Below are 22,658 nucleotides of genomic sequence, written 5' to 3' on the forward strand. Positions count from 1 at the left end.
CCGCGGCGGAACCGCGCACATCGGATAAGAGAGTAGAGCGATGTTCTCCGGTGATGCACCGCGCCGTCGATGGATAAACAGCGCACTCGGCGCAGGTGCGAAGCCGTGGCAAGGTGTGAACCGGTGAATCCGTGTCATCCTGGATGCGCGGAGCCGGGCTAGCGGAGTGGAGGCACCGACGTGACCGACGGCTGGAACTGGAGCCGGCCACCGACGTCCTCTGCGCACCCGTCGCCCGGTGAGCCGCAGCAGCCGTCGCCGTGGTGGTCGGGTGGACAGGCCGACCCGTGGCGCGATCCGTATGCGCCGTCGGCGGTGGTCCTGCCGACCCCGCAGTCGACCGGCGGCACGCCGCTGGAGACGCCGCCCAATCCCGACGCGCCACGCCGGTCGTTCGCGCCGATCCTGATGATCTGCCTGGTCACCGCCCTGCTCGCGGGTGGTGTGGGCGGCACGCTCGGCTTCGTCTTCGCGGTCAAGGGCGGCTACGCCACCGGTGACCGCACCCAGCTCGGCGCGTCCGGGCAGGGCGCTCCGGAGTCCGCCCAGCGGGCCCCCGAGTCCAACGGCGGGGTGGTCGAGAAGGTCCAGCCGAGCGTCGTCACAGTCCGGGTCAGCGGGGCGATCGGGTCCGGTTTCGTGGTCTCCACCGAGGGCTACGTAATCACCAACGACCATGTGGTCGAGGGTGCCGACGACACCATGTCGGTCTCCTTCCACGACGGTTCCACAGCCGCCGCGACGCTCGTCGGGCGCGATCCCGAGTCCGACATCGCAGTGATCAAAGTCGCAAAAGAGAATCTGGTGCCGGTGGCGCTCGGAAACTCCGACGAGATCGCTGTCGGTGACCCGGTGCTCGCTTTCGGTTCGCCTCTGGCGCTGGTCAACACGGTGACCCAGGGCATCGTCAGCGCCCTGGACCGCACCATCCAGGCCGGCGAGGAGACCGGGACCCGGCGCTACTACGCGGCCATCCAGACCGACGCGGCGGTCAACCAGGGCAACTCCGGCGGCCCGCTGGTCGACGGCGCAGGCCGCGTCATCGGGGTCAACTCGGTGATCCGCTCGGTCGGCGGCACCACCGCCGAGGCCGGCAACATCGGGCTCGCCTTCGCCATCCCGATCAACCAGGCCAAGCGGATCGCCGAGGACATCATCGACACCGGCAAGGCCCGGCGCACCGTGATCGGCGCCGAGGTGATGACCCAGGAGTCCGTCGGCGGCGCCCGCCTGCAGTCGGTGCAACCGGCCGGCCCGGCCGCCGGCGCCGGCCTGAAAGCCGGTGACGTGATCACCAAGCTCGACGGGCACCCGCTGGACGACGGCATCGGCCTGATCGCCCTGGTCCGCAAGTACGCGCCGGGCTCGGTCGTCGCCGTCGAGTACCGGCGGGGCAGCAAGACCGCGTCGGCCTCGGTGACCCTGGCCGCCGACACCAACTGAGAGGCCCGGGCGGGCTGCGTTCACACAGGAAGCGTGCGTAGGCTTGGCGCCGGAAGCCTGGGAGGGCCGGACGTGTTCGAGAATCTGAACTGGTGGGAGATCGGCGCGCTGCTCATGCTCGCATTGCTGATCTTCGGTGAGCGGCTGCCCAAGGTGATCGGCGACGGGCTGAAGATGCTGCGCGGGCTGCGCAACATGGCCCAGGGCGCCACCGCCGACCTGAGCCGCGAGCTGGGCACCGACATCCAGCTGGAAGATCTGCACCCCAAGGCGTTCATCCGCAAGCATCTGCTCAGCGAGGAGGACGAGCAGGCGCTGCGCAAGCCCCTGCAGACCCTCTTCGACGACGTGAAACAGGACCTCAACGGGGTCAAGACGGAGCTCAACGACGTGGCCTCCGCCGTCGACTTCCGCAAGAGCGGCACGCCGGAGACGGCGGCGCCGGTCGAGGCTCCCCGACCGGCGCAGCGTTACGACCTGGACGCGACCTGATCAGCCGCGCTTGGCGTTGACCATGAGGCCCAGCGGCTTGCCGACCAGGGACTCGCGGCGGATCGCCAGCTTGTCGGCGACACCGTCAAGGGCCTTGGCGGCCGGGGCCTCCGGGTCGGCCAGCACGATCGGGGTGCCGCCGTCGCCTGCCTCCCGGACGCGGGTGTCCAGCGGGATCTGACCCAGCAGCGGCACCCGTGCGCCGATCGTCTTGGACAGCGAGTCGGCGACCGTCTCACCGCCGCCCGCACCGAAGACCTCCATGCGCGAACCGTCCGGCAGCTCCAGCCACGACATGTTCTCCACCACGCCGACCAGGCGCTGGTGGGTCTGCAGGGCGATCGCGCCGGCCCGCTCGGCGACCTCGGCGGCGGCCATCTGCGGGGTGGTGACGACGAGGATCTCCGCGTTCGGCAGGAGCTGGGCCAGCGAGATGGCCACGTCACCGGTGCCGGGCGGCAGGTCCAGCAGCAGCACGTCCAGGTCGCCCCAGTAGACGTCGGCCAGGAACTGCTGCAGCGCCCGGTGCAGCATCGGGCCACGCCAGACCACCGCGGCGTTGCCGGCGGTGAACATGCCGATCGAGATCACCTTCACACCGTGCGACTGCGGCGGCATGATCATTTCCTCGACGCGGGTCGGCTTGCCCTCGACGCCGAGCATCCGCGGCACCGAGTGGCCGTAGATGTCCGCGTCGATCACGCCGACCGACAGGCCCCGCTTGGCGAGCGCCGCGGCCAGGTTCACCGTGACGCTCGACTTGCCGACGCCGCCCTTGCCGCTCGCCACCGCATACACCCGGGTCCTCGAACCTGGCTGGGCGAAGGGGATGACCGGCTCGGCCGACGCACCGCCACCACGCAGGGTGGTCTGCAGCGCCTTGCGCTGCTCCTCGCTCATCACCCCGAAGTTGATCTCGACCCGGTCGATGCCGGGGATCTTCGTGACGGCCGCGGTGATGTCGTTGTTCAGCTTGTCCCGCAGCGGGCAGCCGGCGACGGTGAGCAGCAGATCGACCTTGACCAGGCCGTCGCTCACGGTGAAGCCCGAGACCATGCCGAGGTCGGTGATCGGGCGGCGGATCTCGGGGTCGTCCACGGTCGCCAGAGCGGCCTGGATGGCGTCCTCGAGCGTGGATGCAGGAGCGGACATGCAGCCCATGCTACGTCGAGGTCAGGAGTGCTCTTCCTCCCAGTCCTGACGCGCCCGCTTCTCCCGCCGCAACGCCGCCTCATCCAGCTCATCGGCCAGCCGGGACAGCTCGGAACGGAGGAAATCCCTGGTCGCGACCTCGCCGAGAGCGATCCGCAGAGCGGCGATCTCCCGGGCCAGGAACTCGGTGTCGGCCTTCTGCATGGCCGCGCGACGTCGATCCTCCTCCATGACCAGCCGGTCCCGGTCGGCCTGCCGGTTCTGCGCCAGGAGGATCAGCGGCGCGGCGTACGACGCCTGCAGCGAAAGGATCAACGTGAGGAACGTGAACGTGTACGGGTCGAAGCGCAGCCGCTCCGGCGCCAGCGTGTTCCACGCGAACCAGGCCGCGATCACCACCGTCATGTAGACGATGAACTTCGCTGTGCCCATGTACCGCGCGATGCTCTCCGACCAGCGGCCGAACGCCTCCGGATCGAACTTGGGCAACTGCACCCGCCCCGGCTCGCGCGGCTGGTCGAGCCGGTCCCTGCGCTGCTCGCTCACGCCGCCCCCTCAGCCCGGGCGCCCCGGCCCCCGCTCACGCCGCCCCCTCGTCGTGGGCGTCCCGGTCACGCCAGTCCCGCGGCAGCGAGTGGTCCAGCACGTCGTCGACGGTGACCGCGCCCAGCAGCCGGTTCGTCGAGTCGACCACCGGCATCGCCACCAGGTCGTACGTCGCCATCCGCCGGGTGATCTCGAGCAGCCCGGTGTCGGTCCGCAGCGGGTCGATCCCGCTGTCCACCAGCCCGCCCACGATCGACGCCGGCGGCTCCCGCAGCAGCCGCTGGAAATGCACCATGCCCAGGTACTTACCCGTCGGCGTGGCGGCCGGAGCACGGGCGACGAAGACCTGCGCCGCGACCACCGGCGACAGCTCCGGATTGCGGATCCGGGCCAGCGCCTCGGCGACCGTGGTGTCCGGGGTGAGGATCACCGGCTCCGAGGTCATCACACTGCCCGCGGTGCCCGGCCGGTAGCTCATCAGCTGCCGTACCGGCGCCGCCTCCTCCGGCTCCATCAGGTCGAGGAGCACCGCCTGCTCGGTCTTCGGCAACTCGGCCAGCAGGTCGGCCGCGTCGTCCGGATCCATCCGCTCCAGCACGTCGGCGGCGCGCTCCCGGTCCAGGCCGACCAGGATCTCCACCTGGTCGTGCTCGGGCAGCTCCTCCAGCACGTCGGCCAGCCGCCGGTCGTCGAGGGCGGCGGCCACCTCGTTACGGCGAGCGTCCGGCAGATCCTGCAGGGCGTTCGCCATGTCGGCCGGACGCATCTGGTCGAGCAGGGCGATCAGGTTCGCGGTGCCCTGCGTGTCGGTGGGCCCGATCAGGCCGTGCACCCTGTCGTACTCGGCCTGATAGACGTGCCCCCGCCGGGTCAGCCGGCCGGTGTGCTCGCGAACCGCCACCCGCGTGACGATCCACTCGGTGTTCCGGTTCAGTTCCATGCCGATGTCCACCACCGTCCCGGTGTGGTCGGCTCCGTCGCCGTGCTCGGGCATCACCGTCACCCGCCGGTCCAGCAGGTTCTCCAGCACCAGCAGCTCGTTCTGCCGCTTCTCGAACCGTCGCAGGTTCAGCGAACCGGTGCCGAGCACGACCGCCTCCGCGTCCATGCTGGTGATCCGGCCGATCGGCAGGAAGATCCGGCGGCGCAGGGCCATCTCGGCGACCAGCCCGACGACCTGCGGCGGACGGTTCGTGGTGCGTAACCGGACGACGGCGTCACGAACCCGCCCGACACGGTCGCCGTTCGGGTCGAACACCGGAAGACCGGCGAGGCGAGCCAGGTAAACCCTCGTCCCCATGGTCACGAACTCAGATTAGGTTAGGGTCCGGACATGTCCACCGTGGCGTACGAGATCGTCGACGTGTTCACTGATCGTCCCTTCGCCGGCAATCCGCTGGCCGTGGTGTTCGGCGGGGCTGAGCTGGCGACCGATCAGATGCAGGCGCTCGCCCGGGAGTTCAACCTTTCGGAGACGGTCTTCCTGCTCCCACCGGTGACAACCGGAGCCACCCACCGGGTTCGGATCTTCACGCCGACATCCGAGTTGCCGTTCGCCGGACACCCCAGCGTCGGCTCGGCGGTCACCGCGATGCGCCGCGGCCTCCTCCAGCCCGGCGAGGTGGTGCAGGAATGCGGCGCCGGGCTGCTGCCGATCACCGTGACCGCCGCGGGCGCGGCCACCCTCACCGGCGCGACCCCCACGCTCGGCGATCCGCTCGACCCGGCGCCGCTGCTCGCCGCGGCGGGCCTCACGGCCGCCGACTACGCGGGGGACGGCGTGGCTGCCCCACGCACCGCAGGCTGTGGTCTCGATTGGGTCTTCCTCCCGGTACGCCGTGAGGCGCTCGCCAGAGTCCGCGTCAACCCGCGGGCCGCCGAGGAGGCAGGCTGCGCCGACCTGAGCGTGTTCGCCTGGTCCGGCGCCGAGGCCCACGCCCGAGTCTTCTCCTCCACCTGGACCGTCGACGAGGACCCGGCCACCGGCTCCGCCGCCCTCGCCCTCGGCGTCTGGCTGGTGGCCGCCGGTTGGCTCCCACCCGACGGCCTCTCCACCTACCGCATCCACCAGGGCGTCGAGATGAAGCGCCCGTCCCGCCTCGAATGCACGGTGACGGCCGCCGCTGGCACAGCCGTGACCACCACAGTCACAGGTCACGTCCACCCGGTGGCCACCGGCGCCATAGCCGTCCCCCCATTCATCGGCTGACCCCGCCGCCCGGCATCGGCCACCACCCCCACGGCGCCGGCCAGCGGGGCAGGGGTCAGCGCTTGGTGACGCGGTGCAGGCGGAACGGGCGGCGGGTCTCGACCCGGGCCGGGGTCTCCCGAGGTGCAGAAGCGTGAGACTCGGCCGGCAGGTCGGCGGAGCCGATGGCGGTTTCGGTCGCCGGGGTGAGCCGGACCAGGGCGCAGCCGTCGGCCACCCAGCGGGCCACGAGTTCGTCGGCGGTGCCGGAGGCGTTGAGACGTTTGCCGGCGAGCTGGGGCGCGATCTCGGCCCACTCCTCGGTGTCCGGGACCAGCCGGGAGACGACGGCCTCGGACTGCACGATCAACCCGCCATGATCACCACGCAGGCGGACGACCGCCCGCTGCGCCTCGGCCAGCCCGGGCGCGAACTGCTCACCCGGCCCGCTGACCACGACCAGCGAACTCTCCACCGGCATGCACCAGAGCGCGTAGGCCGGTCCGTCCCCGACCGAGATCCAGGCGATTGCCGCCTTCTTGATCGCCTCGTCCAGCACCCCAGAGCTCACCCCGCCATCCTCCCACGGCACCGTGCCGGCCGGCTCACACCGCTGTCCCCACACGCACGGAACAGCACAAACAGCCGGTGTCCCACGCAGCCGGCCGGTTGCCGCGCAGCCAGGCTGCCCCGCGGGGATGGCCGAGACCAGGCAGCCGGCCCGGCGAACGCGGTGCGGCCGGGACCAGACGGCCGGCCCGGCGGGCGCGGGGTGGCCGTGACCAGGCAGCCGGCCCGGCGGGCGCGGTACGGCCGGGACCACGCAGCCACCTCGCGGGGTGGCCCCGCCGCCCCGTGGACTGCGGTTGTCCGGCCCCTGGCCGTACCAGATGATCTAAAGAAGCGCCGGGATCGGCTCCAGGAGGGCCAGGACGTCGGTGAGGGATCGCACCGTCCGCCCGCAGAAGTTGGTGTCGGCGTCGAAGACGAGATGGTTGGCGAGATCAGGAGCGGTCAGCCGGATCGGGGTCATGCCGACGGCCGCGGCTCCGGTCAGTTCATGGCTGCCGCCGTCGCCGACGTAGAGGCAGTCTTCCGGCTCGACGCCCAGGCGGTCGCAGGCGGCCAGGTAGATCTCCGGGTCCGGTTTGCAGACACCCAGCTCGACCGAGTAGATCTGAGCGTCCAGCAGGGGGGCCACGGGGAGCCCGGGCAGGAAGGCGGGGAGTTCGTGGGTGCAGTCACTGACGACCGCGGTGCGCACGCCACGGCTTCGGATGGCGGTCAGGGCGCTGACCGCTTCCGGTCGCAGTTGTGTGTCGGCGCGGAGCGCGTCGACCCGGGCCGGCATCGCGGCGCGGATCGCCCCGGGGCGTGGCCGGCCGCCGGCCTGTTCGATGACCCAGCGCAGGGTGGCCTCGGCGGAGCCGTATCGGCCGCAGGCGCGGGCACGGAAGGTGCGGTCGAGGACGCCGGTGACGGCCTCGGGATCGGCGCCGAGAGACCTGGCGATCGCCGCGTGCTGGGGGCCACGCTGAACGGATCGGGTCAAAGTGCCGAAAAAGTCAAACACGACCGCACGGTACGCGGGCATGTAAATCGTCCTCCCGGACATCGAGGTATGGAAACGGGCGGTAAGCCGTCGGTGACTGTAGCGAGTCCGTCACTGTCAGCCAATAGACAGTTACCAAGTGCACTTGTCGACTGCGCAAGAAGCGATGGCCGGGGATGAATGTGCGTTCATCGGCTCAAGTGGCCGCTCCGACGGTGCTCGCGCTGACCGTCGCGGTGCTCGCCGTCTCGTCGTCCGCGCCGCTCATCGCGTTCGCGGCCGCTCCCGCGATGGCGATCGCGTTCTGGCGCAACAGCCTCGCCAGCCTGGTGCTGACGCCGATCGCGCTGGGGCCGCGCCGGGGGGAGGTGCGGCGGGCCGCCGGTGCGCGCGCCGGGGCGTTCTGCGTGTTCGCCGGCATCGCGCTCGCCGCACACTTCGCCACCTGGATGCCCAGCGTCCAGCTCGGTTCGGTGGCCACGGCGACCGCGCTGGTCGCGACCCAGCCGGTGTGGCAGGGGCTGATCGCCGCGGTGCAGGGCCGGCGGCCGTCGGCGGCCCAGTGGCTGGGCATCGGGCTGGCGGTGGCCGGCGCGGCGTGGGCGACCGGCGTCGATCTCGGTGTGTCCGGGCAGGCCGTCCTCGCCGACGTGCTGGCGCTGCTCGGGGCGCTGGCGGCGGCGGTCTACACGGCGCTCGGCGAGCGGGCCCGCGCCGAGCTGAGCACCACCACGTACACCTGGATCTGCTACGGCACGTGCGCGGTGCTGCTGCTCGCCGTCTGCCTGGCCTTCGGCGTGGATCTGACCGGCTACGACGGCCGGACCTGGGCGGCGATCCTGGCCCTGGTCGCCGGCGCGCAGCTGCTCGGGCACTCGATGTTCAACTACGCGTTGCAGCGCACCTCGGCGACCACGGTGAGCGTGCTGATCCTGCTGGAGGTGCCGGGCGCCGCGTTCCTCGCCTGGTGGTGGCTCGGCCAGACGCCGCGCGCCGAGTCGTTGCCGGGATTGTTCCTGCTGGTGGCGGGCGTGGCGGTGGTCATTCTCGGACGAGCCTCTTTCAAGCTAATTCGCCGCTGATGTAACGGATCCTCCCGGTCGATGGCGGAACGTCGACAGTTGCCGCTCGTTGTCCCGGGCGGGTATTGAAGGGGGATGCCATGCATCGCGAACGAGTGGTCCGGCTGCTCCTCGCCGGGGCGCTCGTCATGACAGCGCCCGGCTGCGCCTCCGACGACGGCGCCGATCCGTCGCAGCAGACCGGTCCGACCGGCGGCTGGCGGACGGCGGGCTGCGAGTTCAGCCGCATGCCCTATTTCACGGCGGTCGGCGCCCGGCGGCTCCCGGCGACGCCGCCGCGGCTCGCCGCCGCGATGGAGCGGATCGACCGGGGCGGGCGCGAGCGGTTCGCCGACAGCTTCGCCGGCCTCGAGGTCGATCAGGCGGGGGTACGCGCCATCGTGTACCGGGTTCCGTCGGAGCCCTTCGACGCCTTCATCAGGAACACTGCGGAGGACAACTGCATCGTGGTCCGTGACGCCGCGCACGCCGTGGCGGAGCTCACCGAGTGGCACGACCGGGTGGTTGCCGACCTGCCGTACTGGTCGGCACAGGGCATCCGGATAACCACTGTCGGTAGTCGGCACGATGGGGTGGGTCTCCAGATCGGCACCACCGATCTCGAGAAGACGCGTGCGGCCCTCCACTCCCGCTACGGTGAGGAGGCGCCGTTGGTGCTGGTCGAGGAGGGTCCTGTGCGACCGCTGAGGTCGGGACCGTAACAACTTCGGCGATGCTCCGAGGCGCTGCCGGCTCGCGGTTGCCGGAACGCCACAGTGACACGATGTTTGCCCCGGCCTTCCCGAGCAGGCAGGATCGCCGCATGGTCTTCGACGCCCGTTCCACCGGGGGCAGCCCGTCCCGGCGCGACACCACACGCCCCGCCGCCGGCCGACCACCCCGCTCCGGCACACCCGGCACCGACGCTGATCGTCCCTCCGGCTCCGACATGCAGGACCTGGTCGAGGCCGAGCTCGTGGAGGTGTCCGGCGACGCGCCCGTCACGCTCCGCCTCGACGGGAAGGTCGCCCTGGTCACCGGTGCCGGCAGCCCGGACGGGATCGGCTATGCGACGGCCCGCCGCCTCCGTGACCTCGGCGCCCGGGTGGCGATCGTGTCCACCACCCGCCGCATCCACGACCGGGCCACCGAGCTCGGCGTGACCGGTTTCGTGGCCGATCTCACCGACGAGTCCGAGGTCGGCGCCCTCGCCGACGCCATCTCCGACCAGCTCGGCGACGTCGAGGTGCTGGTCAACAACGCCGGCCTGGCGAGCCGGGCCAGCCCCGAGGTGCTCCGCCCGGTCGCCCAGCTCACCTACGACGAGTGGAAGGCGGAGATCGACCGCAACCTGAGCACCGCGTTCCTGTGCAGCCGCGCGTTCTGCGGCAGCATGTCGGAGCGGGGCTGGGGCCGGATCGTGAACCTGGCCGCCACCGCCGGCCCGGTGAACGCGCTGCCCACCGAAGCCGCCTACGCCGCCGCGAAGGCCGGCGTGGTCGGTCTCACCCGCGCGCTCGCCATGGAACTGGTCGCCGACGGCATCAACGTCAACTGCGTGGCGCCCGGCACGATCTACACGGCCGCCTCCACGGTCACCGAGATCAAACAGGGCCTGGGTACGCCGATCGGCCGCCCCGGCACCCCGGACGAGGTCGCCGCTGCGGTGGCTTTCCTCTGCTCACCGGCCGCGTCGTACATCACCGGCCAGATGCTTGTCGTCGACGGCGGCAACAGCGTGCGCGAGGCCCAGTTCCGCTGATGCGCCCCTCCAGGGGACCGGCCGTCCGGTCCCCTGGACCCGCAACCAGTTCCCACCACCGGCTCCGGCGGCCCCGATCTCTGTTGCTTGCCGGGCGCTGCGGGTGCTCGGCCGACGCGACGGCGAGTCCCGGGCCCGCCGCTCACGCGTGGAATCGTGCCGACGCACGCCGGTCTCGGATCGGGCCGGTGATCGGTCTCAGGAATTCGTGCCGCTGGTGACGATCCAGAAGAACCAGACGGCGTAGAAGAGCACTGCCAGCACGCAGCTGACCGTGACGAGGTAGCCCACCCACAACCCACCCACGGCCAGCCCGTCGCCGGCCTCACGGGTCTGCCGGATCTGACTCCTCGCAAGGTGCCCCAGCACGATGCCGGCCGGCGCGCCGATACAGGTGAAGATCCCGACGATCGAACACACCAGCGACGCGATGGCCAGCACGTTGGTGTTCTGCCCCGTCCCATAGGGCGCGCCGTACCCCGGCGGCCCGAACGGCGACTTGTCCGGCGGGGGATAACCCGTCGGCGGCCCGTATCCGCCGTAACCGTAGCCGCCTGCCTGGCCGGCGCCGTCCGAAGCGTGGCCGCCGGGACCTTGGCCTCCAGACACATGGCCGCCGGGAACGGAGGCTCCCGGCCCATGGCCGCCGGGACCTTGGCCTCCAGGCTCATGGCCGCCGGGACCTTGGCCTCCAGGCCCATGGCCGCCGGGACCGGAGGCTCCCGGACCGTAGCCGCCGGCCTGACTCCCGGCCCCGGGGCCGTAGCCACCGGTGTGCCCCCCGGCTCCGGGGGCGTAGCCGCCGGCCAGCCCTCCGGTTCCGGGACCTCCGCCCTCAGCGCCGTAGCCTCCGCTGCCGGGACCGTAGCCTCCGCCTCCATACGGCGGCGGGTATCCAGCTCCACTGGACGGCCCCGGACTTACCGGCGGGTAGGGCTTCGTCGGATCGGGCGGAGGCGGCTGATAGGGATCCACCGGCTGATACGGATCCACCGGCCGGTACGGATCCGGCGGTTGATACGGCTCCGGTGGATAGCTCATGAAGGTCCTCCTAGAGTCCCCGCACCACCCTGCGGATGAGGGACTCCCACAGCCTACGAGCGCACGCCACCAGCGTTTTCGTCTCCCGACAACCGGGTGAGCCGACCCACCGCCCGCTCGACGGCGATGCACCGATCCTCGACGTAGTCGATCCCGGCCTCCTCGGCGATCCGACGTGCCTCAGCCGAGAAGATGCCACTCTGCAACCACACCGCGGGCGCGTTGACGGCGATCGCCTGCCGAACGACGTCCACGGCATCCCGGGAGGGCCGGAACACGTTCACCAGATCGACGGGCTCGCCCAGATCGGCCAGCGCGGGAACCGCCGGAACACCGAAGATCTCGTCAACGAACGGGTTGACCGGCAGAATCCGCCAGCCGTGCCGAAGCATCTGCAACGGCACCGTGTGGGACGGCTTATACGCATCGCGCGACGCCCCCACCACCGCGATGACCTTCGCCTCCGCCAGGATCTGCTGGGCACTCCGCATGAACCAACTCTATGCCGCCCCTCCGCCCTTGCCGATCAACCCGATCGCGTCCTCCATCACAGCCAAACCCGCACACCAACAAGCCGCGCCGAGCCGGACCGGCAGAGTCGAGGCGAATCCAGCCAAGCCGCTAAAGCCAGCCAAGCCGCAAAAGCCGTGCCGGGCCGTGCCGATCCGGGCGGTGCCTGGCCGTGCCGATCCGGGCGGTGCCTGGCCGTGCCGATCCGGGCGGTGCCGGGCCGCGAGCGCCGGACCGATCCGACCCGCGCCCCGCCGCGAAAGCCGAGCCGAGCCGCCCGCGCCGCCATCGCCGATCGAGTCCGCCGGCCTTACAGGAGGGTGAGCTGGTCGGAGGTCGCCGGCGCGGGGGAGGGCATCTGGCGGGCCGTGGTCGGGGAAGGGTTGTGCAGGCCGTGCCGGCGTGCCGCCATCCGCACCCGGGCGCTGATCTCCTCCTGGTAGGCGCGTGGCAGGTAGGAGCCGTTGCCGAACAGCTCGCGGTAGCGTGGCCGCAGGTGGGGATGCTCGCGACCGATCCACGACGCATACCACTCGCGGGCGCCGGGGCGCAGGTGCAGCGCCAGGGGAGTGACGCCGGTGGCCCCGGCCGCGGCGATCTCCGCCACCGTCTCGTCGATCGACTCCTCGGTGTCGGTGAGGCCGGGCAGGATCGGCGCCATCAGCACGCCGACCCGGAAGCCGGCGTCGGTGAGCCGGCGCACCGCATCGAGGCGGCGGCGTGGGCTGGGGGTGCCGGGCTCCGCAGTACGCCAGACGGTCTCGTCGACGAAGCCGACCGAGAAGGACAGCCCCACCTGTGTCACCTCGGCGGCCTGCCGGAGCAGGTCGAGATCGCGCAGGATCAGCGTGCCCTTGGTGAGGATCGAGAACGGGTTGGCGTGGTCGCGCAGCGCCGCCAGGATCTCCGGCATCAACCGGTAACGCCCCTCGGCCCGCTGGTAGACGTCGACGTTGGTGCCCATCGCGATCGGCGCGCCGGACCACCGTGGGTCGCCCAGCTCGCGGCGGATGAGCTCGCCCGCGTTCACCTTTACCACCACGCGGGTGTCGAAGTCGCTGCCGGAGTCCAGGTCGAGGTAGGTGTGCGTGTTGCGGGCGAAGCAGTTGTGGCTGACCACCCCGTCGGCGATGAAGTCGCCGGTGCCGGTGGAGATGTCGAAGAGCGGCAGCGTGAGCCCGAGGTCCTCGATGTCGACGACGGCGAGCCGCCGTTCCTGGCGGACCCCCACCCCGGAGGCGTCGAGCGGCCCCATCGAGGCGCCGGTCAGGTGCCTGAAGCGCAGGGCGGCGTCGAGGTGCCGCTCGGTCTCCACCCGGCCGATCATGCCGGGCCGGATCGGGCCGGGGCCGCGGGCGACCAGGCCGAGGTGGGTCAGCGCCTCGGCCACCCGCCGCAGGTAGGGTGCGTCGCCGCAGGCGAAGGTGACGGTCAGCCGGTCGGTGTGGCCGACCGCGCCATACGCCCCGGCGAGGAACCCCCGGAACCAGTCGCCGGTCGGCAGCTCGGGCCAGCGCACGGCCTCGGTCAGCGAGACGTCGTCGAGATAGCCGTCGGCCCGGACCCAGGCGTCGCTCTCCACGGCCGTCCCGCCGTCGGCGGCGTCACCCCGAACCAGGCCGCACACGAACCCGGCCTGATAGTCGGGCGACTCCTTGGGCGGCTCGGCGAACCGGCCCACCCCGAGCATCAGGTCGCCGATCGCGAGGGCGGGCTGGTGCGGCTCGGACGGGCTGACGTGCCGCCAGCCGCGGTCGGTGAGGAACCGGTGGTCGCCGCTGCCGACCAGGCGGGTGCCGTCGGCCAGGGTGACCCGGAAGGCGGGTTTCGTGGTCTCCCAGTGGTCGAGCACCGTGGTCGGCACATAACGGCGGTGCGCCCCGGCGCCCATGGTGCCCATCACCGCGTCGCCGGGGCGGATCTGCGCCAGCGGCCGTGTGGAGCCGTCGGCGAGCAGGATCGGCGTGTCTCCGGCCAGGCAGTAGGTGCAGGCGTGGGAGCAGCCGCGATAGGGGTTGACGGTCCACTCGAACGGCACCCGGGACCGGCCTGGCACCCGGTTGATCAGGGATTTCGCGCGGACCTCGTAGAAGGTCATGCCCGCGAACCCCGGTGTGTCGAAGGTGCGGACGGTCGCGCCGGGCAGCGCCAGCGGCAGGGGTGGAGCCGCCGGCGCCGCCCTGTCCAGGAGCGTGGCGTCATCGGGCTGAGCCGACAGATGGGACCATCGCATGGCGAGTATTAGAACACACGTTCGATGCCGCGCCCATGGCCATCCTCGAACAGGTGTACACAACGGAGCGTACGCCGAAAGGCCCGCGGATCCGAGGATCCACGGGCCTTTCCGGTCTCGTTGGCGGGTCAGCTGCGGCCGGCCGCAGCCTCCTCCTTGGCCGGCGCGTCGGCCGGCGCCGCCTTCTCCGCGGGGGCGGCCTCGGCGGTCTCGCCGTGCGCGCTCTTGCGGTGGGCGGCCATCTGCTCACGCACCTCGTCCATGTCGAGCTCCTGGACCTTCTCGATCAGGCTCTCCAGGGACGACTCCGGAAGTGCTCCGGGCTGGGCGAAGACCACGACCCCGTCGCGGATCGCCATGATGGTCGGGATCGACCGGATGTCGAATTTGGCGGCGAGCAACTGCTCGGCCTCGGTGTCGACCTTTCCGAAGGTGATCTCCGGGTGCTTCTCCGAAGAGCGCTCGTAGGTCGGCGCGAAGCGGACGCAGGGCCCGCACCAGCTGGCCCAGAAGTCGACCAGGACGATGCCGTCCTGGCTGGTGACCTCGTCGAAGTTCGCTGTGGTCAGCGTAACCGTCGCCATGATGCCTCCGTCTGCGGGAATCGCTTTCGTCGGGTGAAACTCCGGATACCCATCACTCATTCCCGTACTGAGCGCCGCGACACGTGGCGTGCGGCACGTTCCGGGGTTCCACACCCGCAAACGACACGGGCGCCTCATGGTAACCGAAAGTAGGCGCCTGGTGTCTGGTTGCCGACACGATCGAGCGGGAGCTTCGATCCCGGATCGTATGATCTAGGCGATATGACCTGGCTAGGCGGTGCCATTGGGAGCGATCCCGGCTGTGACGCGAAATAGTTAACTAACCTAAATGTGAGCTGCCTCACAAACGAAAGTCCTTCACATGGATACGGACGGTGAGGCAAACTCTTTCCCAACAGAGCGTGGGCGGCGGGTGCCGGGGAGGGCCCCGCCGCTCATTGCGTCTCCTGCCGTTTCGGTCGGCATTCAAGCTCGTCCATCTCGGCGTCGCGCCCCACTGTGATCACCTGTCGGTGGCCCGCGGCCGGATCGGTAGCCTAACGCCCCATGACCACGGGCGAGGACACTTCCATCGAGGTCGGCGTGGGCCCGTGGACGGGTGAGTGGCCGGCCGGCGATCACTGGGATCCGGAGTTGCTGGAGCACGGCGACCGGCGCAACGTGGTCGACCGGTACCGCTACTGGAGCCGGGAGGCCGTGGTAGCCGATCTCGACACTCGCCGGCACGGATTCCACGTGGCGATCGAGAACTGGCAGCACGACTTCAACATCGGCACTGTCGTACGCAACGCCAACGCCTTTCTCGCCGCCGAGGTGCACATCGTGGGCCGGCGCCGGTGGAACCGCCGTGGCGCCATGGTCACCGACCGGTACCAGCACGTGCGGCACCATCCGGCGATCGAGGACTTCGTGGCCTGGGCCGCGGCCGAGGACCTGCCGGTGATCGGCATCGACAACCTGCCCGGCTCGCGCCCGATGGAGACGACCACGCTGCCTCGTCGGTGCGTGCTCCTCTTCGGTCAGGAGGGCCCGGGGCTCTCCGACGCGGCCCGCGAGGCGTGCGCCGAGCTCTTCTCGATCGCCCAGTATGGCTCGACCCGCTCGATCAACGCCGGAGTGGCCAGCGGAATCGCCATGCACGCGTGGATTCGTGCACATGCCGGACCGCCGCCGGAGTGACCTGGATCGGCCCGTCTTCGGCCGATTCGCTTGACGGCGCGCCGCGCGACCAGCACGGTATGGAGTGTGGGTGTCACGGTGAGTTGCCCTAGGTGCGCTGCCCAGGTCCGGAAGCCGGATCTGATGCACAGCAGCTGGCGGTGCGACAACTGTGGCGACGTTCCGCCGTTCCACGTCGCCGAGCACATCAGCGCGGAGATAGTCGGAACGGTGCTGCGGGAGTCGGCCTCGAGCGCGGAGCGAATACCGCTCTGGTGTCCCTGGCCGCTGCCGTCCGGGTGGATGGTCACCGGGGCGGGGTGGTCGGGCGACGACCGGTTCGGGGTACGGGCCACGGTGCTCGCCTGCAGCGGCCCGGAGCCGCTCGGTGGCGGGCCCGCGGACCTGGTGCTGATCGCCGAGCAGCCCGGTGTCGGGCTGGGCACGCGGTTCGCCGGGATCCCGGGGATCGACCCCGGGCACCTGCTCTCCGAGGCGCTCGCCGATCGTGGCTCCCACGCCGGTCCACATGCGAAGATCAGGGCGGCCGGACATCCCACTCCACTGTGGTGTGTCAAGTCGCCGGAGGATCGCAGCGCCTACGTGAGTGAGGCAAAAGGAATGTGGCTCTATGCGGTAGCGTGGCCCGCAAGCGCGGGCTATCTTCTCGCGGAGCACGTCGTCCTGCACGATCTCTCCGAGGGTGTGCCGCCCGAGCTCGTGTTCGGGGCGCCGTCGCCCTACCTGCACGGTCGTGCCTGATCACTGAGGTGTGACCGGCTCCCTTGGCAATCGACTTTCTGGCCACTTTGTTCACACGAAGCGACGAAGCTGATACCGTCGGTACTGCCGCGGCGCTGAACGTAACCCGCACCGGAGGAGAAGGCCCCCATGGTCAAGAAGGTCCTCACCTGGCTTGGTATTGCATTCTTGATCTTCTTCATCGCCTTCAACCCGACCGCCGCGGCGTCGGTGTTCGAGTCACTCGGAGGCACGATCGCTGACATCGCCGAGGGCTTCGGCACGTTCTTCACCGACCTCGTCGCATAGCATCTCTACATGGATCCTGGTGACCCGCGAGGTGAGGGCGCCCGTCGCCCTCAGGACGACGACGACAGCTTCGGGTGGCGTGATCCCGCGGGCGACGGTCCTGATTACCCGGACGGCGATCTCTTCGACGACGATCCGGCGTACGGGCGGCGCCGCCGCTCAGCCGACGACGTCTTCGACGAGACGGACGAGTACCAGGCGCCCAGCTTCACCGCTGAGGAGCTCGAAGGGCTCGACCGCGGTGGCGGCCCGCGCCGCTTCCTCCCGCTGGAGGACGAGCCGACCACACTGGTCGCCCGATACCTGTTCCCCACGGAGCGCTATCGCGGCGAGTGGAAACGGCACTGGATCCACCTGGCCAAGCCGATCGGCATCGGCGCCGCCGCCACGCTCATCCTCGGCTACCTCGCCGGCTTCCTGACCAAGCAGAACATCAACGGCCTCGTCACCGTCGCCGTGCTGATCTGGCTCGGCGTGATCAGCTGGGTGGCCTGGGAGGTCTTCGACTGGTATTTCGACCGGTTCATCCTCACCAACAAGCGCGTGATGGTGGTCAACGGCATCATCACCCGCAAGGTGGCCATGATGCCACTCCTCCGGGTGACCGACATGAAGTATGAGCAGTCCGCCCTCGGCCGCATGCTGAGCTACGGCACGTTCGTCCTCGAGTCGGCCGGCCAGGACCAGGCGTTGCGCGAGGTCAAGCACCTGCCCAACCCCAACGAGCTCTACCTGCGTGTGGTCGAAGAGATGTACGAGCCGCAGGCGGTCGAGGCACGGCTGGGCAAGGACGACGAGGGAGACGACGCCTGACCTGGACGCCACCCACGTTGGCGTCCAGCGGTAGCGTGACGGTGATGACCAGTATCGACCTGCACTGTCACTCCACCGCCAGCGACGGCACGCTGACTCCGGCCGAACTGGTCCGAGCAGGAGCCGCGGCCGGGCTCGACGTCATGGCGATCACCGACCACGACACCACCGGCGGCTGGGCCGCGGCGGCCGCCGCCCGCCCCGAGGGCCTCCAATTGGTGCGCGGCGCCGAGCTGTCCTGCCGCTGGCACGGCGCCGATCCGGCCATCCCGCTGCACCTGCTGGCCTACCTCTTCGACCCGGACGAGCCGGTGCTCGCCGCCGAGCTGACCCGGCTGCGCGAGGACCGGGAGCAGCGCGGCGAGCGGATCGTCGCCAAGCTCCGGGCCGACGGCGTGCCGATCACGTGGGACGAGGTGTGGGGGTATGCGGCCGGCGGCTCGGTGGGGCGGCCGCACATCGCACAGGCGCTGATCCGGGCCGGCCTGGTCAAAACCACCGACGAGGCATTCGCGTCCGCATGGCTGGGCGCGCGATACTTCGTACCAAAGTCTGATCTTGATGTTTTTGATGCGGTCCGGGCCGTGCGGGAAGCCGGCGGGGTCGCGGTCTTCGCCCATCCCCGGGCGACCAAACGCGGCCGGGTGGTGCCCGACGAGCTGATCGTCGCCCTCGCCGACGCCGGCCTCTTCGGCCTGGAGGCCGACCACGAGGATCACTCGCCCGCCGAGCGGGCGCAGATCAGGGCGCTGGCCGAACGGCTCGGCCTCGCGGTCACCGGATCCTCCGATTTCCACGGTACGCACAAGACCGTCCAACTCGGCGCCTTCCGAACCGCCCCCGAGATGTACGAGAAGATCGTCGCCGCAGCCTCCGGGGCGCCGGTCCTCGGCTGAACGCACGACCTTCGGCGGCGCGCGGGGTGACGCTCGCCGCACCCGACTGCGCCGACGAGTGACGGACCATAGCCTGCACGGGTGAATGTCAAGCTGTTCGGCGAGTTCTTCGTGACGCTCCTGGTGATCGTCGACCCGCCCGGCATGGTCCCGGTCTTCCTCGGCCTCACCGGATCCATGCCGGCGAAAGCCCGTAACCGGGCCGGCACCCAGGCTGTGCTGCTCGCGCTCGGCGTCATCGTCGGGTTCGCCGTCGCCGGGCAGACCCTCCTCGACTACCTGCACGTCCAGCTCCCCGCCCTCCAGGCGGCCGGCGGCCTACTGCTCGTCCTCGTCGCGTTGCAACTGCTCACCGGCAAGACCGACGAGCCGGCCGAACAGGGCGGCACCAGCAACGTCGCCCTCGTCCCGATCGGCACCCCGCTGCTCGCCGGGCCCGGCGCCATCGTCGCGACCATGCTGTTCGTGCAACGTGCCGAGAGCGCCGACGAGTATCTGATCCTCGCCGCCGCGATCCTCGCCGTGATGGCCTGCGTCTGGCTGGTGCTCCGCTTCTCCGGCGTCATCGTCCGCCTGCTGCGCCCGGCCGGGATCGAGGTCCTCACCCGGATCGCCGGCCTTCTCCTGGCGGCCATCGCGGTCCAGCTCATCGCCGACGCGATCAACGCCTTCGTGAAGTCGTACGCCGCACTGCCCTGACCGGAATTGTCGGGGGGTGCTGGCAGGATGGGATCGTGCCCCCCACCCGACGTGCCACCAAACCCGCCGTTCCCGAGCAGCTCGGTTTCGCGGGCATGCCCGAGCGGCTCTTCGTCTGTACACCGAGCAAGCTCGGGGCCTACACCGACTGCCCACGGCGATACCGGTATTCGTATGTCGACCGGCCCAGCCCGCCCAAGGGCCCACCGTGGGCGCACAACTCCCTCGGCGCGAGCGTGCACACCGCGCTGAAGAACTGGTACATGGCGCCCGTCGAGCGACGAGTGCCCGAGTCGCTGCCGGCGCTGCTCAAAGCCACCTGGGTGCGCGAGGGCTATCGCGACGTCGAGCAGGAGCGGGTCACCTACCAGCGGGCCCTCGACTGGCTCGAGAGCTACGTCGCCACCCTCGACCCGGAGGACGAGCCACTCGGGGTCGAGCGGGTCGTGGCCGCCAAGACCAGCGTGCTCGCGCTCAACGGGCGCGCCGACCGGATCGACACGCGGGTCGGCCCGGCCGGGCCGGAGGCCGTCATCGTCGACTACAAGACCGGCCGGTCCGGGCTCTCGCCCGACGATGCCCGTGGCTCCCAGGCGCTGGCGTTGTATGCGTTCGCGGCCGAGCGGATGTTCCGGCGACCATGCCGGCGGGTCGAGCTGCATCACCTGCCCACCGGGACGGTGGTGGCCCACGAGCACACCGAGGAGTCCCTGAACCGGCAGGTGCGGCGGGCCGAGGAGACGGCGCAGGACATCATGGCTGCGGAGAAGGCGGTGGCGGGCGGGGCCGATCCGGATGCGGAGTTCCCGGTCAACCCGGGTTCGCTGTGCGGGTGGTGCGATTTCCGCAAGGTCTGTCCGGCGGGCGCATCGGTGGCTGCCAAGGACCCGTGGACGGCGGTCGAGCATCTGAGCGCCTGAGCCTTTGCGGGCCGTGCTTCTGAGGGTTTGGTGCGATCAGGCGTCCTGGTTTTACGCCAACCCGGCTCTCTCCAGGGCGGCGCGGTGTAGCGGGGCCATCTGGTACTGCTCGGGGAGGGCGGCGAGGACGCCGGTGATCAGGGCGCGCAGGCCGCGGACCGAGAGGCCGGCGGCCAGGTCGGTCGTCGGCCACCCGAGGCCGCCGTAGATCTTGCGGGCCCAGGGCGGCAGCAAACCGATCGCCGTGCTGACCACACCGAGGTAGGCCCATCGTGCCGGGCCCAGCGTGAGACCGAGGCGTAGCGGAAGGCTGCCCCAGTGCTCCGGCACCGGCGGCACCGTCAGGAACAGGGCCGCCTCCGCGCCGTCGCGGGTCAACCCCAGCTCCGGGCGGATCGCCGCGAAGTAGGCCTCCACCTCGGCGGCCGTCGACGGCACCGTCGCCGGATCCAGGCCGACCAGCTCGGCCGACCGCAACTGCTCCGTGTAGTAGCCGTCCACCTCGTCCGGGGTCAGCCGGACCCCGGCACGAACCGCTGTGGTCAGGAACGACTCGACCTCGGCCACATGCACCCAGCGCAGCAGGTCGGGCTCGTCGATCCGGAACTGCTCGCCCGTACGCGGATCGGTCGCCGTCATCCCGGCGTGCAATCGCCGCAACCGGTCCGCAGCGCGTCTCACCTCGTCGGTGCTGCCGAAGATCACCGTGCCGACGTAGTTCGACGTGCGGGTCAACCGGCCCCAAGGATCATTGCGATAACCGGAGTTCTGAGCCACGCCGGCGACCGCCCGTGGGTGGAGAGCCTGCAGGTAGAGCGAGCGCAGGCCGCCCAGCATCAGGATCGGTTCGCGGTGCAGTTTCCAGGTGACCGAATCCGGTCCGAACAGGCCGACGTCTCCTGACATACCTCCAGCGTGCCACGCTTCGGGCTGCACGGCGCGTCGGTCGTCCGGGTCACGCCTCCGGGCCGCCGGTTCGCGGCCGGGCGGGGGCGGTGGTTGGGGTGACGTCGGTCAGGTCGGCGTCGCGGCGGGTGCGGCAGGGAGAACACAGACCCCAGAAGGTGATCTCGGCTTCGTCCAGGTCGAAGCCGTGCAGCTCGGCCGGCATCAGGCAGGGGCGCTCGCCGACCGCGCAGTCGACGTCGGCGATCGCGCCGCAGCCACGGCACACGATGTGGTGGTGGTTGTCGCCGGCCCGGGCCTCGTAGCGTGCGGGACTCCCGGCCGGCTCGATCCGCCGTGCCAGACCCGCCCGGGACAGCGCGCCGAGCACGTCATACACCGCCTGGGTCGACACCGACTCCAGCCGGACACGGACCCGCCGGGCGATCTCGTCGACTTCGAGATGGCCGCCGCCGGTCAGAACGTCGAGCACCGCGAGGCGGGGACGGGTGACCCGCAACCCGTGCTCACGCAGCAGTTCCTCACCGGTCGACATCCATCCATGACAACACGCCCGCACCGATTCACCAACTGGTCCATGATCACAGCCCGCCGTCGTGTTCAGGCAGTTCGACCACGCTGATCGTTCGGGGCGTGGCGGAAAGGCCGGGGATGCGGTTCGATCACGACTTGGCCGCAGGGGGATGTTTGCGCAGTCAGATAACTCCTAAGCTGGCCTTCACCCCGGATCGCCACCGCCCGGAGCACCGCCGGGAACGAGGAGGAATGGTGTTAGACCAGGTCAACGGTTTGCCGGTACACGTTCTCGTACTCCACGCCGCCGTCATATTCGTGCCTCTGCTGGCTCTCGGCGCGATCGTTTACGGGTTCGTCGCCGCGTGGCGTCCGAAGATCGGCTGGGCGGTGGCGTTGCTGGCCGTCGTCGCGCCGATCGCTGCCCTGATCACCAAGCTCTCCGGGACCGAGTTCTACAACCGGCTGCTCAGCGAGGGGCGCGTCTCCCCGCCCGGCAAGGTGATTCTCGACAACCACATGGAGTACGGCACCATCACGCTCTTCCTGGCGCTGGCGCTCGGCGTACTCAGTCTGATCCTCGTCGTCCTCACCGCCCGCAACCCGCGCGCCCTGCCGAAGATCGCCGACCTGGCCTTCGCCGTGGTGCTGCTGGTTCTCGGCGGCGTGAGCGTCTGGTACCTCTACCAGACCGGCGACTCCGGCGCGAACGCCGTGTGGGGAAGCTACTGACACACGGCCGGTGATCGCGTGGGTCCGACCCGGGAGGCCGGATCCACGCGATCGCCGCAGGCCGCCCGCTGTCAGTAGAAGACCAGGCGGGCGCAGAGCAGGCAGACGATGATGAGGGCGATGGCGCCCGCCACCAGCCCGACGCCGTACGTGACGGTGCGGGCCGAGCCCTCCGCGTCGTCGAGGGCCTCGAAGTCCTGCCGGGGCATCTGCCGCGGTGACGGCGGAGGGGCGAACGTCGGCGGTCGCCAGTCGGCCGGCGGCGGGTCGGCACGCGGCGGTCCCTGATAATCGACCGGCCGGGGCGGCGGCGCAGCCGCGGGGCGGCCGAGCGGTTCGGCATCCGGATCGGGGCGCTGCCAGTACGCGTCGTCGTCCGGGACGCTGGTGGGGGAACTCACGTTCACCGACGGTACAACCGGAGGGGGACGACGACCGCGCCGCTG

The 22,658-nt window shown here is 70.7% G+C and carries 26 protein-coding genes; 14 read left to right on the plus strand and 12 right to left on the minus strand.

Going from position 1 to position 22,658, the window contains the following annotated elements:
- Positions 1-180 precede the first annotated feature (180 nt).
- Positions 181-1,443: a S1C family serine protease gene (locus BM290_RS32035; protein ID WP_093619634.1), complete on the plus strand. Its 1,263-nt coding sequence runs from the start codon at positions 181-183 to the stop codon at positions 1,441-1,443.
- A gap of 72 nt (positions 1,444-1,515) precedes the next feature.
- Entirely contained in the window at positions 1,516-1,935 is a 420-nt protein-coding gene (locus BM290_RS32040; RefSeq protein WP_093619635.1) for a twin-arginine translocase TatA/TatE family subunit, read from the plus strand.
- Here the strand turns inward: BM290_RS32040 and BM290_RS32045 are convergent, their stop codons facing one another.
- The 3 genes from BM290_RS32045 to BM290_RS32055 are packed head-to-tail and all read right to left on the minus strand — an operon-like array spanning position 1,936 to position 4,933.
- Positions 1,936-3,087 (minus strand): Mrp/NBP35 family ATP-binding protein, encoded by a 1,152-nt coding sequence (locus tag BM290_RS32045; RefSeq protein WP_093619636.1) that lies wholly within the window; start codon positions 3,085-3,087, stop codon positions 1,936-1,938.
- Between the two features lie 21 nt (positions 3,088-3,108).
- The gene (locus tag BM290_RS32050) at positions 3,109-3,633 is read right to left on the minus strand and encodes a DUF1003 domain-containing protein (RefSeq protein WP_093619637.1); all 525 of its coding nucleotides are present in this window, start codon (positions 3,631-3,633) and stop codon (positions 3,109-3,111) included.
- Between the two features lie 34 nt (positions 3,634-3,667).
- Entirely contained in the window at positions 3,668-4,933 is a 1,266-nt protein-coding gene (locus tag BM290_RS32055) for a magnesium transporter MgtE N-terminal domain-containing protein (protein WP_177319982.1), read from the minus strand.
- Positions 4,934-4,966: 33 nt separating this feature from the next.
- On the opposite strand from BM290_RS32055, the gene BM290_RS32060 reads away from it, so the two are divergent.
- Positions 4,967-5,842, plus strand: coding sequence for a PhzF family phenazine biosynthesis protein (locus BM290_RS32060; protein ID WP_093619639.1), 876 nt, complete (start codon positions 4,967-4,969; stop codon positions 5,840-5,842).
- Between the two features lie 55 nt (positions 5,843-5,897).
- Here BM290_RS32060 and BM290_RS32065 read toward each other — a convergent pair whose 3' ends face one another.
- Together BM290_RS32065 and BM290_RS32070 are read right to left on the minus strand one after the other, a co-directional pair.
- Positions 5,898-6,392 carry a hypothetical protein gene (locus BM290_RS32065; protein ID WP_093619702.1) on the minus strand — a complete coding sequence of 165 codons (495 nt, stop codon included), beginning with the start codon at positions 6,390-6,392 and terminating at the stop codon, positions 5,898-5,900.
- A 324-nt stretch (positions 6,393-6,716) separates the two neighbouring features.
- Complete coding sequence (locus BM290_RS32070; protein ID WP_093619640.1) at positions 6,717-7,415, minus strand: HAD family hydrolase; 699 nt, start codon at positions 7,413-7,415, stop codon at positions 6,717-6,719.
- 134 nt (positions 7,416-7,549) lie between these two features.
- Here BM290_RS32070 and BM290_RS32075 point away from each other — a divergent pair, with 134 nt between their 5' ends.
- The 3 genes from BM290_RS32075 to BM290_RS32085 all read left to right on the plus strand — a co-directional run bounded on the left by BM290_RS32075 (position 7,550) and on the right by BM290_RS32085 (position 10,196).
- The gene (locus BM290_RS32075; protein WP_093619641.1) at positions 7,550-8,455 is read left to right on the plus strand and encodes a DMT family transporter; all 906 of its coding nucleotides are present in this window, start codon (positions 7,550-7,552) and stop codon (positions 8,453-8,455) included.
- 80 nt (positions 8,456-8,535) lie between these two features.
- Entirely contained in the window at positions 8,536-9,156 is a 621-nt protein-coding gene (locus tag BM290_RS32080; protein ID WP_093619642.1) for a hypothetical protein, read from the plus strand.
- 101 nt (positions 9,157-9,257) lie between these two features.
- Entirely contained in the window at positions 9,258-10,196 is a 939-nt protein-coding gene (locus BM290_RS32085) for an SDR family NAD(P)-dependent oxidoreductase (protein WP_093619643.1), read from the plus strand.
- Positions 10,197-10,394: 198 nt separating this feature from the next.
- Here the strand turns inward: BM290_RS32085 and BM290_RS50180 are convergent, their stop codons facing one another.
- From BM290_RS50180 to trxA, 4 genes are all read right to left on the minus strand, one after another.
- The gene (locus BM290_RS50180) at positions 10,395-10,637 is read right to left on the minus strand and encodes a DUF4190 domain-containing protein (protein ID WP_177319983.1); all 243 of its coding nucleotides are present in this window, start codon (positions 10,635-10,637) and stop codon (positions 10,395-10,397) included.
- 653 nt (positions 10,638-11,290) lie between these two features.
- Complete coding sequence (locus BM290_RS32095; protein ID WP_093619645.1) at positions 11,291-11,728, minus strand: CoA-binding protein; 438 nt, start codon at positions 11,726-11,728, stop codon at positions 11,291-11,293.
- A 329-nt stretch (positions 11,729-12,057) separates the two neighbouring features.
- Entirely contained in the window at positions 12,058-13,980 is a 1,923-nt protein-coding gene (locus BM290_RS32100; RefSeq protein ID WP_093619646.1) for an intein-containing Rv2578c family radical SAM protein, read from the minus strand.
- A 128-nt stretch (positions 13,981-14,108) separates the two neighbouring features.
- Entirely contained in the window at positions 14,109-14,564 is a 456-nt protein-coding gene (gene trxA / locus BM290_RS32105; protein WP_239143808.1) for a thioredoxin, read from the minus strand.
- 507 nt (positions 14,565-15,071) lie between these two features.
- Here trxA and BM290_RS32110 point away from each other — a divergent pair.
- From BM290_RS32110 to BM290_RS32135, 7 genes are all read left to right on the plus strand, one after another.
- Positions 15,072-15,704 carry a TrmH family RNA methyltransferase gene (locus tag BM290_RS32110; RefSeq protein ID WP_093619647.1) on the plus strand — a complete coding sequence of 211 codons (633 nt, stop codon included), beginning with the start codon at positions 15,072-15,074 and terminating at the stop codon, positions 15,702-15,704.
- Between the two features lie 78 nt (positions 15,705-15,782).
- The gene (locus BM290_RS32115) at positions 15,783-16,445 is read left to right on the plus strand and encodes a DUF6758 family protein (RefSeq protein ID WP_342352058.1); all 663 of its coding nucleotides are present in this window, start codon (positions 15,783-15,785) and stop codon (positions 16,443-16,445) included.
- Between the two features lie 129 nt (positions 16,446-16,574).
- Entirely contained in the window at positions 16,575-16,733 is a 159-nt protein-coding gene (locus BM290_RS48705) for a hypothetical protein (protein ID WP_170167336.1), read from the plus strand.
- Positions 16,734-16,742: 9 nt separating this feature from the next.
- Complete coding sequence (locus BM290_RS32120) at positions 16,743-17,546, plus strand: PH domain-containing protein (protein ID WP_093619649.1); 804 nt, start codon at positions 16,743-16,745, stop codon at positions 17,544-17,546.
- Positions 17,547-17,587: 41 nt separating this feature from the next.
- Positions 17,588-18,442, plus strand: a complete 855-nt coding sequence (locus BM290_RS32125; protein WP_093619703.1) for a PHP domain-containing protein — start codon at positions 17,588-17,590, stop codon at positions 18,440-18,442.
- Between the two features lie 81 nt (positions 18,443-18,523).
- Positions 18,524-19,141, plus strand: coding sequence for a MarC family protein (locus BM290_RS32130; protein WP_093619650.1), 618 nt, complete (start codon positions 18,524-18,526; stop codon positions 19,139-19,141).
- Between the two features lie 95 nt (positions 19,142-19,236).
- Positions 19,237-20,061, plus strand: coding sequence for a RecB family exonuclease (locus BM290_RS32135; RefSeq protein ID WP_093619651.1), 825 nt, complete (start codon positions 19,237-19,239; stop codon positions 20,059-20,061).
- 51 nt (positions 20,062-20,112) lie between these two features.
- On the opposite strand, the gene BM290_RS32140 is transcribed toward BM290_RS32135, so the two are convergent.
- Positions 20,113-20,967, minus strand: a complete 855-nt coding sequence (locus BM290_RS32140) for an oxygenase MpaB family protein (protein ID WP_093619652.1) — start codon at positions 20,965-20,967, stop codon at positions 20,113-20,115.
- 49 nt (positions 20,968-21,016) lie between these two features.
- Entirely contained in the window at positions 21,017-21,502 is a 486-nt protein-coding gene (locus tag BM290_RS32145) for a Fur family transcriptional regulator (protein WP_093619653.1), read from the minus strand.
- A gap of 230 nt (positions 21,503-21,732) precedes the next feature.
- Between BM290_RS32145 and BM290_RS32150 the strand changes: the two genes are divergently transcribed.
- Complete coding sequence (locus BM290_RS32150; RefSeq protein ID WP_093619654.1) at positions 21,733-22,212, plus strand: DUF2231 domain-containing protein; 480 nt, start codon at positions 21,733-21,735, stop codon at positions 22,210-22,212.
- Positions 22,213-22,283: 71 nt separating this feature from the next.
- Here BM290_RS32150 and BM290_RS32155 read toward each other — a convergent pair whose 3' ends face one another.
- Positions 22,284-22,613, minus strand: coding sequence for a translation initiation factor 2 (locus tag BM290_RS32155; protein WP_239143810.1), 330 nt, complete (start codon positions 22,611-22,613; stop codon positions 22,284-22,286).
- Positions 22,614-22,658: the final 45 nt, after the last annotated feature.

It is taken from the genome of Actinoplanes philippinensis (assembly GCF_900113015.1).
GTDB classification, from domain to species: domain Bacteria; phylum Actinomycetota; class Actinomycetes; order Mycobacteriales; family Micromonosporaceae; genus Actinoplanes; species Actinoplanes philippinensis.